Source organism: Streptomyces rectiviolaceus (assembly GCF_039533825.1).
Classification (GTDB): Bacteria; Actinomycetota; Actinomycetes; order Streptomycetales; family Streptomycetaceae; genus Streptomyces; species Streptomyces rectiviolaceus.
The window spans coordinates 30,766-46,840 of sequence record NZ_BAAAUG010000086.1; the positions used below are offsets into that span (position 1 = coordinate 30,766).

The window sequence follows — 16,075 nt, forward strand, 5'->3', positions numbered from 1 at the left end:
CTGCCTCCGTGATGGTCTTTACGGCCTGCTCGGCCGCTTCCTCGTCGACGTCGTTGACGACCACCGCGGCTCCGGCGCGAGCGAGGGCGCGGGCGTAGGCGAGGCCGAGGCCGCGCCCCGATCCCGTGACGACGGCGACCTTGCCGCGCAGGTCCACGGCGTATGAGTCCAGCATGGAAAAACCCTTCAACAGGCAGCGAGAACAGATGGGTTGGCGGGCGGGGGAACACGACTCCGCTCGGCACCGGCCCGCAGAAAGGAAGCTAAGACAAACCATTGTTGTCGTCAATGATTGTTTCCAACATCGATAATGCGGCATGCTGGAGACTGTCAGCGACGTCCGCCGTAGGCCCGCGCAGCACCGATCAGGGAGAGCACCCCTCATGACCAGCCGGAAGACCACCGCCGAGCCCGTGGAGGAAGGATCCGTCGACGAGGGCGCACCCTGGATGCGCGGCCTCCACGCCGACGCGGGCTACCTGCTCTACCGCCTCGGCCTGCGCTCGGGGCAGCTCTTCAACGCGGCGCTCCAGAGATCCGGCCTACGCCTGCGCCACTACGCGCTGCTGCGCTATCTGGCCACGGTAGAGGGCGCGGCACAGCGGGAGCTGAGCCAGGAACTCGGCTACGACCCCAGCGCGATCGTCGGCCTGGTCGACGACCTGGAACGCCTCGGCTTCGTCGAGCGCCGCCCCGCCCCCGACGACCGCCGCCGCCGCATCGTCGCCCTCGCCCCGGCGGGCCACGACTTCCTGCGCGACTCCGACGAGGTGGCCCGCGGCGTCACCGACGAACTGCTCGCCCCGCTCGGTCCGCAGGAGCGGGAGATGTTGCATGTGCTGTTGTCTCGGGTGGCTCATACGGATGGGGGCTGAGGGCGTCCCCACGGAACGGGGCGGCCATTCGCCCTCGAATGGCCGCCCCGTCCCGCTCGTTCGGGTCAGGAACCCGAAGGCAGCTCCGCCCTCACCTCACGCGCCGCCGCGACCAGGTTCTCCAGGGAGGCTCGGGTCTCGGGCCAGCCGCGGGTCTTGAGGCCGCAGTCGGGGTTCACCCACAGCCGCTCGGCGGGGATGGCCTCAAGTCCCTTGCGCAACAGGGCCGCTGCCTCCTCGGTGCTCGGTACGCGCGGGGAGTGGATGTCGTAGACGCCAGGGCCCGCCTCGCGCGGGTAGCCGTGCTCGGCCAGTTCGCGGGCCACCTGCATGTGTGAGCGGGCGGCCTCCAGGCTGATGACGTCGGCGTCGAGGTCGTCGATGGCCTGGACGATGTCGCCGAACTCGGCGTAGCACATGTGGGTGTGGATCTGTGTGTCCGGGCGGACGCCGCTGGTGGTGAGGCGGAAGGATTCCGTGGCCCAGTCCAGGTACGCGGCGTGCTCGGCGGTGCGCAGCGGAAGCGTCTCGCGCAGCGCCGGTTCGTCGACCTGGATCACCGAAGTGCCTGCCGTCTCCAGGTCGTTGACCTCGTCGCGCAGGGCGAGGGCGACCTGGCGCGCGGTGTCTCCGAGTGGCTGGTCGTCGCGGACGAACGACCAGGCGAGCATGGTGACAGGACCGGTGAGCATGCCCTTGACGGGGCGTTCGGTGAGGGAGTTGGCGTACGAGGTCCAGCGCACCGTCATCGGCTCGGGCCGGGAGATGTCGCCGGCGAGGACCGGCGGGCGCACATAGCGGGTGCCGTACGACTGGACCCAGCCGTGCTGCGTGGCGAGGTAGCCGGTGAGCTGCTCGGCGAAGTACTGCACCATGTCGTTGCGTTCGGGCTCGCCGTGCACCAGGACGTCGATGCCCGCCTTCTCCTGGAAGGCGAGCACCTCGCGGATCTCGTTCTTGATGCGCTCCTCGTAGCCTGCCGTGTCGATACGGCCCGCACGCAAGTCGGCCCGTGCCGTGCGCAGTTCGGTGGTCTGCGGGAAGGAGCCGATGGTGGTCGTGGGCAGTTGCGGCAGGCCGAGCCGGGCCCGCTGGGCCGCCGCACGCTCCGGGTAGGCGTGGGCGCGGCGGGCATCGGCGCCCGTGACGGAGGCGACGCGTGAGCGTACGGCCGGGTCGTGGGTGAGGGCCGAGCCCGAGCGGGACGCCAGGTCGGCCCGGTTGGCGGACAGTTCGGCCGTGATGGCGCCCGTGCCCTGGGCCAGACCGCGGGCCAGCGTGGCGATCTCGGTGGTCTTCTGGTGGGCGAAGGCCAGCCAGCGGGCGATCTGCGGGTCGATGTCCCGCTCGGCGGTGGCGTCCAGCGGGACGTGCAGCAGGGAGCAGGACGCGGAGACGTCGACCCGTTCGGCGAGCCCCAGGAGCGTGCCCAGGGTGGACAGGGACTTCTCCAGGTCGTTGATCCAGATGTTGCGGCCGTTGACGACGCCCGCGACCAGACGCTTGCCGGGCAGCCCGCCGACGGCGGCGAGGTCCTCGAGCTGACTGGCGGCGGCCTCGGTGAAGTCAAGGGCGAGGCCCTCGACCGGCGCCTTGGCGAGCACCGGCAGCGCCTCGCCGAGCCTGCCGAAGTAGGAACCGACAAGAAGCTTCGGGCGGTCGGTGAGAGCACCCAGATCGCGGTAGGCGCGGGCGGCGGCGTTGAGCTCGGCCGGGGTGCGGTCCTGGACCAGGGCGGGCTCGTCGAGCTGCGCCCACTCGGCGCCCGCGGCGCGCAGGTCGGCCAGGACCTCGGCGTACACGGGCAGCAGGCGGTCGAGGAGCGTCAGCGGCTCGAAGTCGGCGGCCACGCCGGGCGCGGGCTTGGCGAGCAGCAGATAAGTGACCGGACCGACGAGGACCGGGCGGGCCGCGAAGCCCATCGCGAGGGCCTCCTTCAGCTCGGCGACCTGCTTGGCGGAGTCGGCGGTGAAGACGGTGTCGGGGCCGAGCTCCGGCACGAGGTAGTGGTAGTTGGTGTCGAACCACTTGGTCATCTCGAGGGGGGCCACGTCCTGGGTGCCGCGGGCCATCGCGAAATAGCCGTCGAGCGGGTCCGTGTCGACGGCCTCGCGGTGCCGCGGGGGGACGGCGCCGACCATGACGCTGGTGTCCAGGACGTGGTCGTAGTACGAGAAGTCACCGGTCGGCACCTCATGGATGCCCGCGTCGACCAGACGCTGCCAGGTGGACCGGCGCAGCTGCGCCGCGGTGTACCGGAGGGCGTCGGCGGTGACGCGGCCCTTCCAGTAGCCCTCGACGGCCTTCTTCAGTTCCCGGTCGGGGCCCTGGCGGGGGTAGCCGTACACAGTGGCCTGTGCTGCCGCGGCTGCGGACTTCGTTGTCACGGAAATCTCCTTCGCGAGATGACTCCTGAGATCCCGGTGACGGGACACGGACGCGAAGGGATGACGAACCGGGCGGACCGGACGCGCGCCACCGGCGCGGTGCTCCACCTGATCTGACGCCGACCCGCCCACGAGGTCACCGAGATGTCCGCACGTGAGGGGTCACGTACGGGCAACGGGCAGGTCTTCGGACTCGCGGGCACACCTGCCGAGACAGGTTCCTACTGGCCGTCGCTTCCCGGATCCGCGCTTGGATCCAGTGCGTATGACGGCGGTCGTTCCCACTCACCGCTGCGGGGCAGTCCCGGATTCCCACCGGGTTCCCTCTTACGACACCTCTGCCTGGCGGACAGGGCGAACCAGCTGCACTGGTCAGGCTAAGGGGTGGTCGGCCTCTTGGGCAGCACTGATCACATTCCGGACCGTGAGGTGAGACACGGACCCGCCCGGCGCGGGCGAACACGTGAACCGGCCGCGCGAACACGTGAAGGGGCGCGGAACAGATCACCACTCTGTTCCGCGCCCCGCTCACAGCAGCCGCGGGCCCCTCAGCCCAGCGGCGGACCCGGGCCCCTCAGCCCCGGTCGTAGATGTGGAACCCGCGGCCGGTCTTGCGGCCGAGCAGCCCCGCCTCCACCATGCGCCGGAGCAGCGGCGGCGGTGCGTACAGGGGTTCCTTGAACTCTTCGTAGAGAGACGCCGCGATGGAGGCGACCGTGTCCAGGCCGATCAGGTCCGCCAGCTTCAGCGGCCCCATCGGGTGCGCGCAGCCCAACTCCATGCCCGCGTCCACATCGGCGGCCGTGGCGAAGCCCGACTCCGTCATCCGGATCGCCGAGAGGAGGTAGGGGACGAGCAGGGCGTTGACGACGAAGCCCGCTCTGTCCTGCGACCGGACGACCGTCTTGCCCAGGGTGTGCGTGGCGAAGTCCTCGACGGCGGCGACGGTTTCTGCGGCCGTGTGCAGCGAGGAGACGATCTCGACCAGGGGGAGCACGGGGGCGGGATTGAAGAAGTGCAGCCCGAGGACACGGTCGGCGCGCCGGGTCGCCATGCCCAGACGCATGACCGGGATGGACGAGGTGTTGGTGGCCAGGATCGCCCCCGGGTCCTCGACGACCTTGTCCAGGGTGGCGAAGATCTCCGTATTCGCCGCGGTGTCCTCGACGACGGCCTCGACGACGAGCTGACGGTCGGCCAGGTCGTCGATGCTGCCGGTGAAGACCATGCGGGCCAGCGCGTCCTCGGCGCCGATGCGGTCCAACTTGCCGCGCTGCACGGCTCGTTCGAGCGATACGGCGACCCGCTCGCGGGCTGCGCGGGCGGTGAGGGCGTCGGCCTCGCAGACGACGGTGTCCAGGCCGGCGCGGGCGCACACCTCGGCGATTCCGGCGCCCATCTGGCCCCCGCCCACCACACCGACCCGGCGGATGGCCGCGGTCATGACTGTCCCTCCAGGTGACGCACGAGGTGGCGGCTGTAGGCATCCGTGGTGAAGAAGGCGGGCAACTCCCGTGCCAGCGCGGTCCGTTCGAAGAGACCGCGGATCTCGTCGAGGGGCGCCCACGGGTACTCCGCCCCCAGGGCGGCGAGCTCGTCCTCCACCACCTCCGACACCGCCTCGCGATCGACGGCCCGGTGGCGCAGCCACTGCCAGATCTGCACCCGGGCGATCTCGGCGGTGGCGGCGTCCTCCATCAGCCCGTACAGGGCGACGGCTCCCTGGCCGTGCAGCCATGCGGCGAAGTAGCGCAGGGCGACGGCGATGTTGGTGCGTACGCCCTCCGAGGTGGGCGGCGCGCTGATGCGGCGTACGGAGAGCAACCGTGCCGCCGTCACCTCGACGTCGTCGCGGGTGCGGTCGATCTGGTGCGGGCGGGTGTCGAGCACCCCGTCGAACACCTCGCGGCAGACGGGCACGAGCGCGGGGTGGGCGACCCAGGAGCCGTCGAACCCGTCCTCGGCCTCGCGTTCCTTGTCGAGCCGCACCCTGGCGAGGGCCGCCCGGTGGGCGTCGGGGTCCTTGCCGGGTACGTGAGCGGCCATGCCGCCGATGGCGTGGGCGCCCCGCTTGTGGCAGGTGCGCACCAGGAGTTCGGTGTACGCGCGCATGAAGGGGGCGGTCATGGTGACCTTGGCCCGGTCGGGCAGCAGGAAGTCGGTGCGGTGTCCGAAGGTCTTGATGAGGCTGAAGAGGTAGTCCCAGCGGCCGGCGTTGAGGCCCGAGCTGTGCTCGCGCAGCTCGTAGAGGATCTCCTCCATCTGGACGGCCGCCGTGATGGTCTCGATCAAGGCCGTGGCCCGGATCGTGCCGCGGGGGATGCCGATGAGGTCCTGGGCCAGGATGAACACGTCGTTCCACAGCCGCGCCTCGTCGCGGCTCTCCAGCTTCGGCAGGTAGAAGTACGGGCCGCGCCCCGCTTCGATCTGCCGCTGGGCGCAGTGGAAGAAGTAGAGGCCGAAGTCCACGAGGGACGCGGGCGCTGGCCGGCCGCCGATCTCCAGGTGCTCCTCGGTCAGGTGCCAGCCGCGCGGGCGGACGACGATGGTCGCGACCTGCTCGCCGAGCCGGTACCGCCTGCCGTACGGCGTGGTGAAGTCGATCCTGCGCTCGATGGCGTCGAGCAGGTTCAGCTGACCGCCGATGATGTTGTCCCAGGTGGGTGAGGTCGCGTCCTCGAAGTCCGCCATCCACACCTGGGCACCGGAGTTGAGGGCGTTGACCGCCATCCCGCGTTCCGGCGGTCCTGTGATCTCCACACGTCGGTCGGTCAGTCCGGGTGCCGGGGGCGCCACCTGCCAGGAGTCGTCCGCCCGTATGCGGGCGGTGGCGACGGAGAAGTCGAGCGGGGAGCCGGAAGCAAGGCGGGCTCCCACCCGCGTGCGCTCCTTGAGGATCTCCAGGCGGCGGTCGGCGAAGGCGTCGACGAGGCGGCCGACGAACTCCAGCGCCTCGGGAGTGAGGATCTCGTCGTGACGGTCAGCCGGTGCGCCGAGGACCTGAGCACGGCTTGTCGGAGCGGAGATGGTCATGCGGGTCTCCTCAGGGGGGTGTGCGGAAGTGGAGGCGCCCCGAAGGGGCGCGGGGCTGTGACACATGGGGCTCCGCCCCGTGGGCGCGCCCAGCCCCCACCGGCCCTCGGTTGTCGATGCGGTGATCCAGCGAAGCGCCCAAGCGCCTAGTGGAACTGCTCTTCCTCGGTGGATCCGGCAAGCGCCGTCGTGGAGGAGGCCGGGTTGACGGCGGTGGACACCTGGTCGAAGTAGCCGGTGCCGACCTCGCGCTGGTGCTTCACGGCGGTGAAGCCCTGCGCCTGCGCGGCGAACTCGCGCTCCTGGAGGTCGACATAGGCGGTCATGCCGTGCTCGGCATAGCCGCGGGCCAGGTCGAACATGCCGTGGTTGAGGGAGTGGAAGCCGGCAAGCGTGATGAACTGGAAGCGGTAGCCCATGGCGCCCAGTTCGCGCTGGAACTTGGCGATCTGGTCGTCGTCCAGGGCGGCACGCCAGTTGAACGACGGCGAGCAGTTGTAGGCGAGCATCTGGTCGGGGTGCTCGGCGTGGATCGCCTCGGCGAACTCGCGTGCCTGGGCGAGGTCCGGGGTGCCGGTCTCGACCCAGATGAGGTCCGCGTACGGGGCGTAGGCGAGGCCGCGGGCGATGACGGGCGCCATGCCGCTGCGCACCCGGTAGAAGCCCTCGGCGGTGCGCTCGCCCGTGACGAACTCGGCGTCACGCTCGTCGACATCGCTGGTCAGCAGGTTCGCCGCGAGCGCGTCGGTGCGCGCCACGATCAGCGTCGGCACATCGGCGATGTCGGCGGCCAGGCGGGCCGCGTTGAGGGTGCGGATGTGCTGGCCGGTCGGCACGAGCACCTTTCCGCCCAGGTGACCGCACTTCTTCTCCGAGGCCAGCTGGTCCTCGTAGTGGATGCCCGCGGCGCCCGCGGCGATCATCGCCTTGGTCAGCTCGAAGGCGTTGAGCGGTCCGCCGAAGCCCGCCTCGGCGTCGGCGACGATCGGCGCGAGCCAGTCGGTGGTGTCGTCGCCGCCCTCGGCGGTGGCGATCTGGTCGGCGCGCAGCAGCGCGTTGTTGATCCGACGGACCACCTGCGGCACCGAGTTGGCCGGGTAGAGCGACTGGTCGGGGTAGGTGTGCCCGGCCTGGTTGGCGTCGGCGGCCACCTGCCAGCCGGACAGGTAGATCGCCTGAAGACCGGCCTTGACCTGCTGGACCGCCTGGCCGCCGGTCAGTGCGCCGAGCGCGTGGATGTAGTCCTGCTCGTGCAATTGGCGCCACAGCCGCTCGGCCCCGCGCCGGGCGAGCGTGTGTTCCTCGCGGACGCTGCCGGAGAGCCTGACCACGTCATCGGCGGAGTAGGTGCGCTCGATGCCCTTCCACCGGGTGTCGGTCGCCCACCGCTGAGCCAGCTCCTGGGCCGTTGCCGTCGTCGTCCCTGCCTGTGATGCCATGACCGTCTCCTGGAGACTCGTAAACTATGCGAACGCCTGGCACTGAGTGCCGAGTGAATCTGGGATGCGGCCCGCCATGCGGAGTACGGCGGGCCGCGGTACGACTCTCGCATCGGCACTCAGTGCCAACAAGCGGGGAAAGATGCCAAGTTCTGCGCATCTTTGCTCGCCGTTCTGCCAATTCTGTTAATGCCGAAATCTTCGTTCGCGTGGCTACCATCGCGAGCAGTGCCGACGAGGGCGATCGTGACCGGACAGGAGCCACGGGTGAGCAAGACATACGCGGGAGCGCGGCTGCGACGGCTGCGGGAGGAGCGCCGCATGAGCCAGGCCGACCTGGCCCGCACCCTGGCCATCTCGCCGAGCTATCTGAACCAGATGGAGCACGACTCCCGGCCGCTGACCGTGCCCGTGCTGCTGCGCCTCACGGAGGCGTTCGGCGTCGACCCGGGCTTCTTCTCCGAGCGCGACACCAGCCGCCTGGTGGCCGATCTGCGGGACGCCCTGACCGGCGAGGTCTCCGCGGGCCGGGTCTCCGCGTCCGACCTCTCGGACCTGGCGTCGCGCATGCCCGCCGTGGCGACGGTCCTGGTGGACCTCGGCCGCCGGAACCAGCACCTGACCGAACAGCTCTCCGAAGCCGCGGACGGGCGGGGGCCGGGAACGGCGGCACAGCCCCGTTCCGCGCACGAGGAGATCCGTGAGTTCTTCTACCGGCGCCAGAACTACCTGCACGAGATCGACCTGGCCGCCGAACAGTTCGCGGCCGAGATCGGCGTACGTCCCGGCGAGGTCGTGCGTGCCCTGTCCGCGCGCCTCGCCGAGCGCCACGGGGTGCGGCTGGCCGCGGACGCCGACCAGCTCCTGCACCACTACGACCCGACGGCCCGGGTCCTGCACCTCTCCAACCGGCTGCGCCCGGGCCAACAGGCCTTCCGGATGGCCACCCAGCTCGCGCTGCTCGAGTACGCGGACGAGGTGTCCGCCCTCGCCTCCCAGGACTTCGACCGGGAGACGGCGGCCTGGCCGCTGGCCCGCATCGGCATCGCCAACTACTTCGCCGCCGCCCTGATCCTGCCCTACCGCCGCTTCCACGCGGCCGCGGAGGAGTTCCGCTACGACATCGAGCGGCTGACCGACCACTTCGGGCTCGGCTACGAGACGATCTGCCACCGCCTCAGCACCCTGCAGCGGCCCCGGCTGCGTGGCGTGCCCTTCTCCTTCGTCCGGGTCGACCGGGCGGGGAACATGTCGAAGCGTCAGTCCGCGACCGCGTTCCACTTCTCCCGCGCGGGCGGCACCTGCCCGCTGTGGAACGTGTACGAGGCGTTCGCCGCCCCCGGCCGCATCCATGTCCAGGTCGCCTCCATGCCGGACGGTCAGCGATTCCTGTGGACCGCCCGTGCGGTCACCCGGCACCGCGGCGGCTGGGGCGAGCCCGGCAAGACCTTCGCCATCGGCCTCGGCTGCGAGATCCGCCACGCGTCACGGCTGGTCTACTCCGACGGCCTCGACCTCGACAGTGCCTCATCCGCCGTGCCCATCGGCATGGGCTGCCGCCTCTGCGAACGCACCGACTGCCCCCAGCGGGCGGTGCCTCCACTGGACCGCCGCCTGGCGATCGACGAGAACAGCAGCACCTTCGTCCCCTACCCCGTGGCCGGGGAGCACACGCGCTGACCAGGGGCGTACGCCCTGGTCGTGTGCGCTCGTGTGTGCCACAGCTGCAGTGGCCCTGCAAGTTGTCAGGAAACTCAGTTGCGCACTAAGGTCGCCACGCCTTGGTGAACGGGAAATCGGTGTGATGCCGGTGCGGCCCTCGCCACTGTGATCGGGAAGTCCGGCTCCAGCCCTCGCGGCAGCCACTGGGTGCACACGCACCCGGGAAGGCGGAGTCCGGTCGGTACGACCCGTCAGCCAGGAGACCGGCCAAGGCGCGTTGTCCATCCACGAGGTGCTGGAGAGGGTCTGCTTAGCCATGCACATAGCCGAGGGTTTCCTGCCGCCGGCGCACGCGATCGCCTGGGGCGTAGCGTCCGCGCCGTTCGTAGTCCACGGAGTCCGCTCCCTGACCCGTGAGGTCAAGGAACACCCGGAGAGCACACTGCTCCTGGGCGCCTCCGGTGCCTTCACTTTTGTCCTTTCCGCACTGAAAATCCCGTCCGTTACGGGCAGTTGCTCACACCCGACGGGCACCGGGCTCGGCGCGATCCTGTTCCGGCCGCCGATCATGACGGTGCTCGGCACCATCACGCTGCTGTTCCAGGCCCTGCTGCTCGCCCACGGCGGGCTCACCACGCTGGGCGCGAACGTCTTCTCCATGGCGATCATCGGGCCATGGGCCGGATACGCCGTCTACCGGCTCCTGAAGCGGTACGACGTGCCGCTCATGGTCGCCGTGTTCTTCGGTGCGTTCGTCGCCGACCTGTCCACGTACTGCGTCACCAGCGTCCAGCTCGCCCTGGCGTTCCCCGACCCGAGCAGCGGATTCATCGGCGCCCTGGGCAAGTTCGGCGGCATCTTCGCCGTCACGCAGATCCCCCTCGCGGTCAGCGAGGGACTGCTCACCGTCATCGTGATGCGGCTGCTCGTGCAGTCCAGCAAGGGCGAGCTCACGCGGCTCGGCGTGCTGCTCCAGGGCAAGCAGTCGGCCGCGAAGACGGACAGGGACGCCAAGACGGACGCCAAGACGGAGACGGGGGCCGGCGCCTGATGAGCAGGAACGCGAAGATCAACACTCTGCTCCTCCTCATCGTCGCCGCGCTCGCGGTGCTGCCGTTGGCCCTCGGCCTCGGCGACGACGAGAAGGAGCCGTTCACCGGGTCCGACGCCCAGGCCGAGACCGCGATCACGGAGATCAAGCCGGATTACGAGCCGTGGTTCTCGCCGCTGTACGAGCCCCCTTCCGGCGAGGTCGAGTCGGCGCTCTTCGCCCTGCAGGCGGCACTGGGAGCGGGCGTCCTCGCGTACTACTTCGGTCTGCGCAAGGGACGCCGTCAGGGCGCGGAGATCGCACGGGCCGAGGACGCACCCGCGGAGCAGCACTCCGACGTGGAGGGCCCCCGGCCCGAGACCGAGCAGGTCTGACCCCGCGTGCTGCCCATCGACGCGGCGGCGCACAGCAGTCGCTGGCGCCGCCGCCACCCCGTGGACAAGGCCGTGCTCGGGCTCGGCCTCACTGTCCTGGCCGTCTCCCTGCCGCCCTGGCCGGGCGCCGCCCTGGTGCTGATCGCCGCGCTCGCCGTGCTGCTCGGACCCGCGGGGGTGCCGCCGCGCAAACTGTGGCGCGCCTACCGCGTACCGCTCGGCTTCTGCGTCACCGGCGCCCTGACCCTGATCGTCCAACTCGGCGGACCCGAAGGGTTCGTCACGCTCGCCGACGGCGGACCCACGCGGGCGGGCGGCCTGCTCCTGCGCACCTCGGCGGCCTCGCTCGGCGTCCTCCTTTTCGCCTTCACGACACCGATGTCGGATCTGCTGCCCCGCCTGGTGAAGGCGGGCGTTCCGGCGCCGGTCGTGGACGTGGCGCTCGTCATGTACCGGATGAGCTTCCTGCTCCTGGACTCCATGAGCAGGATCCGGCAGGCGCAGGCCGCGCGGCTCGGCCACACCACCCGGGCCGCCACCTGGCGCTCCCTCGGCGGTCTTGGCGCCACCGCGTTCGTGCGCGCCTTCGACCGGGCGACCCGGCTGCAGGCCGGGCTCGCCGGACGCGGCTACGACGGAACCCTGCGGGTGCTCGTGCCCGACGCCCGGATCTCCCGGAGCTTCGTCGCCATGAGCGCCGTACTCCTCACGGGCCTGGCGGCCCTCACCCTCGTACTGGAAAGGCTTCTTCCATGAGCGAGCCGAGCGCTCCTCGCGAGCCGGGCGAGTCCTTGGTCGCTCTGCGCGATGCTTCCTATGCCTACGAGGACGGGCCCACCGTCCTCAGCGGCCTGGACTTCGATGTCACCGAGGGCCGTGCCCTGGCGCTGCTCGGGCGCAACGGCAGCGGCAAGACCACCCTCATGCGGCTGCTGAGCGGCGGACTCCGCCCGGAGCAGGGCGGGTTGACGCTCAGGGGCGCCCCCGTGACGTACGACCGCAAGGGTCTGACCCGGCTGCGCACCACCGTTCAGCTGGTCGTCCAGGACCCGGACGACCAGCTGTTCGCCGCCTCGGTCGAGCAGGACGTGTCCTTCGGGCCGCTGAACCTCGGGCTGACGGACGCCGAGGTGCGGGCCCGGGTCGCCGAGGCGCTCGCCGCGCTCGACATCAGCGCCCTGGCGGACCGCCCGACCCATCTGCTCTCCTACGGCCAGCGGAAGCGGACGGCCATCGCGGGCGCCGTGGCGATGCGCCCCCGCGTACTGATCCTCGACGAGCCGACCGCGGGGCTCGACCCCGACGGCCAGGAACGCCTCCTTGCCACCCTGCAAGGCCTGCGGGACGCGGGGACGACCGTGGTCATGGCCACCCATGACGTGGATCTGGCCCTCCGCTGGGCCGACGACGCGGCGCTGCTCACCCCATCGGGAGTGCGCACAGGGCCGGTCGCGCAGATGCTGGCCCACCGCGACCTCCTGGCGCAGGCGGGCCTCCGGCTGCCGTGGGGGATAGCCGTCGCGGAGCTGTTGCGGGCGAAGGGCCTGTCGGCCGGGGCGGGCGAGGAGCCCCGCACGCCCGAGGAGTTGGCGGCCCTCACGGCCCCTGCGATGCCCGGTGCGTCAGCCGGCTGACGGGCCCGGGACCCGGGTGCGGCCGGGCAGGAGAGCCACGGCCAGGAGCGGGATCGCGGCGAGCGCGAGCCACGGCACCGAGGGCGGAAGCCCCGCGTCCAGGAGCGAGCCGGTCGCGGCGCTGCCCACCAGGACGATCAGGCCGGAGACCGAGGACAGGGCGCCGGTGTAGAGGCCGAGCCTGCCCTCGCGCGTGAGGTCGGGGACCCAGGCGCGGGCGGCCGGGGCGACCAGCATCTGGCCGACGGTGAGAAGGACGACGAAGGCGGCGGCGGGCAGCAGCCCCGCGAAACCGGTCAAGGCGGCCGGGCGCGCGACGGCGACGACGGCGAACCCGACGGAGATGAGCACGAGCCCGGCCGCCATGGAGCGCCGCTGGTCGAGCCGGCTCGCGGCCCAGTGGGTGACCGGAAGCTGCGTGGCCACCACAAGGAGAGAGGAGAGGGCGAAGAGCCAGGCCAGAGGGGCCTGTGACCCGGCCGTGCGCTCCACCTCCTCCGGGAGGGCGAGATAGAGCTGGTTGTACGCCAGGAGATAGGCGCCGTACGCACAGCACACCGCCAGGAAGCGGCGGTTGCGCAGCATGTCGCCCACCCCTCCTCGTACGCGGATCCGCTCCCGCCCCGGGATGCGCTGGGGCAGCAGCCACAGGTGTCCGGCCAGGACGAGGACGAACACCCCGGCCCCGGCCAGGCAGACGGTGCGGAAGTCGACGGAGAGCAGCAGCGCGCCGAGCAGCGGACCGAGGAACGCGCCTGCCTGGCCCGCCACGGTGAGCAGGGCAAGGACACGGGTGCGCGGGCCCTGGCCGGCCTCCTCCCAGAGCACCGCCTGCCGGGCGACCTCGGACTCGACGGCGGGGGAGAACAGGGCGGCGGCGAACCCGATCAGGAGTACGGCGCCGATGACCGACCAGGTCTGCTGCGCGTACCCGAGCCAGGCGAAACCGGCGATGCGCAGCAGGCAGCCGGTGAGCACGACGGGCCGTACGCCGTACCGGTCGGTCAGGGCGCCGCCCACGACGAACAGCCCCTGCTGGCTGAACGTCCGCAGGCCGAGCACGAGCCCGACCAGCCAGCCCGCCATGCCGATCGCCGCGCCCAGGTGCTCGGCCAGGAACGGCAGAACGGCGAAGAAGCCGACGTTGAAGGCGAGTTGGGTCAGGATCAGCAGGCGAAGGAGTGGGGGCAGGTGCGTCCAGGTCCGTTCGCGGCGCGACCGCTTCACGGACCGGACCCGCAGCCGGGCGGGCAGCGCCAACTGACGTCGACCGCTCACCGGGCGGTGCTTTCCTGCTTCCAGGACGCGGCGAGCGCGGGGGTGGCGGCGCCGTTCGCGTCCAACTTGGTTATGAAGGGACGGCGGCGGACGGAGCGCATGGTCCTCGTTCTCGGGGTGGGGTGGTCCGATGGGGCAGCAGCCACAGAGGCTACATGACAACCATTTCCATTAATGGATCGGGGTCATGAGGCGACCGCGCGCCGGGCCGGGGGTGGGGGCTACGGCCGCATGGGCACTTCGAAGTGCATGACCCGCGATGCGCCGGAGTCCTCGCGCTCGTCGTGCACCACCTTGCCGAGGGAACGCCAGAAGCCCTCGGCGCCGGTCACCGCCGGGTCGGTGTGCAGATAGACGGCGCGGTATCCACCGTCCGTCGCGGCGAAGTCCAGCAGCTCACCGACCAGCCGCCGGGCGAGGCCGCGGCGCCGGTGCTCGGCGCGTACGTAGACGCGCCGCAGCTGTGCCGTCTCGTCCGAGGGGAAGCGCTCGGCGATCCAGCGCGGGTTCGGCGGGTGTGCGGGACCGCGGGAGTCGAGGGCCGCGGTGGCGGCGACCGCCCCGTCCCGCTGGTCCACCGCGACGAGCAGGGTGTGGCGGGCCGGCCTCACGTACGCGCCGTCGAGGTCGATGATGTCGCCGTGCCAGCGCGGCACGTACCCCGTGCCGAAGTCGTGGTAGACGGTGTCGAGCATGACGGCTCGTGCGGCGCCGAGGTCGTCGGCGGTGGCCGTCCTGATGCGATATTCAAGCACTTGCACATCCTAAGCATTAAGCCGATGCGGTCCGCCGGGCGTCGAGTGCCGGAGTGAAGGGCGTTGCATGGTCATGCGAAGTGATGCATACTCTTCCTATGTCCAAGGTCCTCACCTCCCTCCCCACCGGCGAGCGCGTCGGCATTGCCTTCTCCGGCGGTCTCGACACCTCGGTCGCCGTCGCCTGGATGCGCGACAAGGGCGCCGTCCCGTGCACGTACACCGCCGACATCGGCCAGTACGACGAGCCCGACATCGCCTCCGTGCCCGGCCGTGCCTCCGCGTACGGCGCCGAGATCACCCGGCTCGTCGACTGCCGTGAAGCGCTGGTCGAGGAAGGGCTCGCCGCGCTCGCGTGCGGCGCCTTCCACATCAGGTCGGGCGGGCGTCCGTACTTCAACACCACGCCGCTGGGCCGCGCCGTGACCGGCACGCTCCTGGTGCGGGCCATGCTCGAGGACGGCGTGCAGATCTGGGGCGACGGCTCCACGTTCAAGGGCAACGACATCGAGCGGTTCTACCGGTACGGGCTGCTCGCCAACCCGCATCTGCGGATCTACAAGCCCTGGCTGGACGCGGACTTCGTCACGGAGCTCGGCGGGCGCAAGGAGATGTCGGAGTGGCTGCTCGCGCACGAGCTGCCCTACCGGGACTCGACGGAGAAGGCGTACTCCACCGACGCCAACATCTGGGGCGCCACGCACGAGGCCAAGACCCTGGAGCACCTCGACACCGGGCTCGAGACGGTCGACCCGATCATGGGCGTGAAGTTCTGGGACCCGTCGGTGGAGATCGACACCGAGGACGTGACGATCGGCTTCGACCAGGGCCGCCCGGTCACCATCAACGGCAAGGAGTTCGCCTCCGCGGTCGACCTCGTGATGGAGGCCAACGCGATCGGCGGCCGGCACGGGCTCGGCATGTCCGACCAGATCGAGAACCGGATCATCGAGGCCAAGAGCCGCGGCATCTACGAGGCCCCCGGCATGGCGCTCCTGCACATCGCCTACGAGCGCCTGGTCAACGCGATCCACAACGAGGACGTCGTGGCCTCGTACCACAACGAGGGCCGGCGTCTCGGCCGGCTGATGTACGAGGGCCGCTGGCTGGACCCGCAGGCGCTGATGATCCGCGAGTCGCTGCAGCGCTGGGTCGGCGCGGCGATCACCGGCGAGGTGACGCTGCGGCTGCGGCGCGGCGAGGACTACTCGATCCTCGACACCACGGGCCCGGCGTTCAGCTACCACCCCGACAAGCTCTCCATGGAGCGGACCGAGGACTCGGCGTTCGGCCCGGTGGACCGGATCGGCCAGCTCACCATGCGCAACCTCGACATCGCCGACTCCCGTGCGCGGCTCGAGCAGTACGCGGGCCTCGGCATGGTCGGCGGCGGCCACCCGACGCCGATCGGCGCCGCGCAGGCGGCATCGACCGGTCTGATCGGAGCCATGGACGGCGGCGGCGCCGAGGCGATCGCCTCGCGTGGTACCGCCACGGACGAGGAGACGATGCTGGACCGCGCCGCGATGGAGTCCGGCACGGACTGAGACCGCTCACCGGTCGTAAGCACCCGAGCAGCGGGCCCCG

The 16,075-nt window shown here is 71.0% G+C and carries 14 protein-coding genes and 2 riboswitches; of the genes, 7 read left to right on the forward strand and 7 right to left on the reverse strand.

Annotated elements, in window-relative coordinates; genetic code table 11:
• Positions 1–175 (reverse strand): SDR family NAD(P)-dependent oxidoreductase (locus ABD378_RS24470; protein WP_425583862.1); only part of this gene is annotated, 175 nt, incomplete at its 3' end.
• A 208-nt stretch (positions 176–383) separates the two neighbouring features.
• Between ABD378_RS24470 and ABD378_RS24475 the strand changes: the two genes are divergently transcribed.
• Complete coding sequence (locus tag ABD378_RS24475) at positions 384–875, forward strand: MarR family winged helix-turn-helix transcriptional regulator (RefSeq protein ID WP_344523745.1); 492 nt, start codon at positions 384–386, stop codon at positions 873–875.
• 65 nt (positions 876–940) lie between these two features.
• Here the strand turns inward: ABD378_RS24475 and metE are convergent, their stop codons facing one another.
• From metE to aceA, 4 genes are all read right to left on the reverse strand, one after another.
• Entirely contained in the window at positions 941–3,262 is a 2,322-nt protein-coding gene (metE, locus tag ABD378_RS24480; RefSeq protein WP_344523747.1) for a 5-methyltetrahydropteroyltriglutamate--homocysteine S-methyltransferase, read from the reverse strand.
• 161 nt (positions 3,263–3,423) lie between these two features.
• Positions 3,424–3,641, reverse strand: a riboswitch (cobalamin riboswitch).
• A 195-nt stretch (positions 3,642–3,836) separates the two neighbouring features.
• A complete protein-coding gene (locus ABD378_RS24485) occupies positions 3,837–4,706 on the reverse strand; it encodes a 3-hydroxybutyryl-CoA dehydrogenase (RefSeq protein ID WP_344523749.1) in 870 nt (289 codons plus the stop codon).
• A complete protein-coding gene (gene aceB, locus ABD378_RS24490; RefSeq protein ID WP_344523751.1) occupies positions 4,703–6,295 on the reverse strand; it encodes a malate synthase A in 1,593 nt (530 codons plus the stop codon). The genes ABD378_RS24485 and aceB overlap by 4 nt, the downstream gene beginning before the upstream one ends.
• A 146-nt stretch (positions 6,296–6,441) precedes the next feature.
• Positions 6,442–7,734 carry an isocitrate lyase gene (aceA, locus tag ABD378_RS24495; protein ID WP_344523753.1) on the reverse strand — a complete coding sequence of 431 codons (1,293 nt, stop codon included), beginning with the start codon at positions 7,732–7,734 and terminating at the stop codon, positions 6,442–6,444.
• 267 nt (positions 7,735–8,001) lie between these two features.
• Between aceA and ABD378_RS24500 the strand changes: the two genes are divergently transcribed.
• From ABD378_RS24500 to ABD378_RS24520, 5 genes are all read left to right on the forward strand, one after another.
• On the forward strand, positions 8,002–9,414 hold the full coding sequence (locus ABD378_RS24500; RefSeq protein WP_344523755.1) for a short-chain fatty acyl-CoA regulator family protein: 1,413 nt from the start codon (positions 8,002–8,004) through the stop codon (positions 9,412–9,414).
• Positions 9,415–9,485: 71 nt separating this feature from the next.
• Positions 9,486–9,682: riboswitch (cobalamin riboswitch) on the forward strand.
• Between the two features lie 30 nt (positions 9,683–9,712).
• The gene (locus tag ABD378_RS24505; protein ID WP_344523757.1) at positions 9,713–10,447 is read left to right on the forward strand and encodes an energy-coupling factor ABC transporter permease; all 735 of its coding nucleotides are present in this window, start codon (positions 9,713–9,715) and stop codon (positions 10,445–10,447) included.
• Complete coding sequence (locus ABD378_RS24510; RefSeq protein ID WP_344523759.1) at positions 10,447–10,821, forward strand: energy-coupling factor ABC transporter substrate-binding protein; 375 nt, start codon at positions 10,447–10,449, stop codon at positions 10,819–10,821. The genes ABD378_RS24505 and ABD378_RS24510 overlap by 1 nt, the downstream gene beginning before the upstream one ends.
• A gap of 6 nt (positions 10,822–10,827) precedes the next feature.
• Positions 10,828–11,577 carry a cobalt ECF transporter T component CbiQ gene (cbiQ, locus tag ABD378_RS24515; RefSeq protein ID WP_344523761.1) on the forward strand — a complete coding sequence of 250 codons (750 nt, stop codon included), beginning with the start codon at positions 10,828–10,830 and terminating at the stop codon, positions 11,575–11,577.
• Positions 11,574–12,455: an energy-coupling factor ABC transporter ATP-binding protein gene (locus tag ABD378_RS24520; RefSeq protein ID WP_344523763.1), complete on the forward strand. Its 882-nt coding sequence runs from the start codon at positions 11,574–11,576 to the stop codon at positions 12,453–12,455. Before cbiQ ends, ABD378_RS24520 begins: the two co-directional genes overlap by 4 nt.
• On the opposite strand, the gene ABD378_RS24525 is transcribed toward ABD378_RS24520, so the two are convergent.
• On the reverse strand, positions 12,444–13,697 hold the full coding sequence (locus ABD378_RS24525; RefSeq protein ID WP_386546567.1) for an MDR family MFS transporter: 1,254 nt from the start codon (positions 13,695–13,697) through the stop codon (positions 12,444–12,446). The two genes, ABD378_RS24520 and ABD378_RS24525, sit on opposite strands and share 12 nt — an antisense overlap.
• A 257-nt stretch (positions 13,698–13,954) precedes the next feature.
• Complete coding sequence (locus ABD378_RS24530; RefSeq protein ID WP_344523765.1) at positions 13,955–14,488, reverse strand: GNAT family N-acetyltransferase; 534 nt, start codon at positions 14,486–14,488, stop codon at positions 13,955–13,957.
• A gap of 98 nt (positions 14,489–14,586) precedes the next feature.
• On the opposite strand from ABD378_RS24530, the gene argG reads away from it, so the two are divergent.
• Complete coding sequence (gene argG / locus ABD378_RS24535) at positions 14,587–16,035, forward strand: argininosuccinate synthase (RefSeq protein WP_344523767.1); 1,449 nt, start codon at positions 14,587–14,589, stop codon at positions 16,033–16,035.
• Positions 16,036–16,075: the final 40 nt, after the last annotated feature.

Coding starts and splice junctions, on each gene's coding strand:
- aceB (WP_344523751.1), bottom strand. CDS start 6,295: ATGACCATCTCCGCTCCGACAAGCCGTGCTCAGGTCCTCGGCGCACCG.
- aceA (WP_344523753.1), bottom strand. CDS start 7,734: ATGGCATCACAGGCAGGGACGACGACGGCAACGGCCCAGGAGCTGGCT.
- ABD378_RS24520 (WP_344523763.1), top strand. CDS start 11,574: ATGAGCGAGCCGAGCGCTCCTCGCGAGCCGGGCGAGTCCTTGGTCGCT.
- argG (WP_344523767.1), top strand. CDS start 14,587: ATGTCCAAGGTCCTCACCTCCCTCCCCACCGGCGAGCGCGTCGGCATT.
- ABD378_RS24505 (WP_344523757.1), top strand. CDS start 9,713: ATGCACATAGCCGAGGGTTTCCTGCCGCCGGCGCACGCGATCGCCTGG.
- ABD378_RS24475 (WP_344523745.1), top strand. CDS start 384: ATGACCAGCCGGAAGACCACCGCCGAGCCCGTGGAGGAAGGATCCGTC.
- ABD378_RS24510 (WP_344523759.1), top strand. CDS start 10,447: ATGAGCAGGAACGCGAAGATCAACACTCTGCTCCTCCTCATCGTCGCC.
- ABD378_RS24485 (WP_344523749.1), bottom strand. CDS start 4,706: ATGACCGCGGCCATCCGCCGGGTCGGTGTGGTGGGCGGGGGCCAGATG.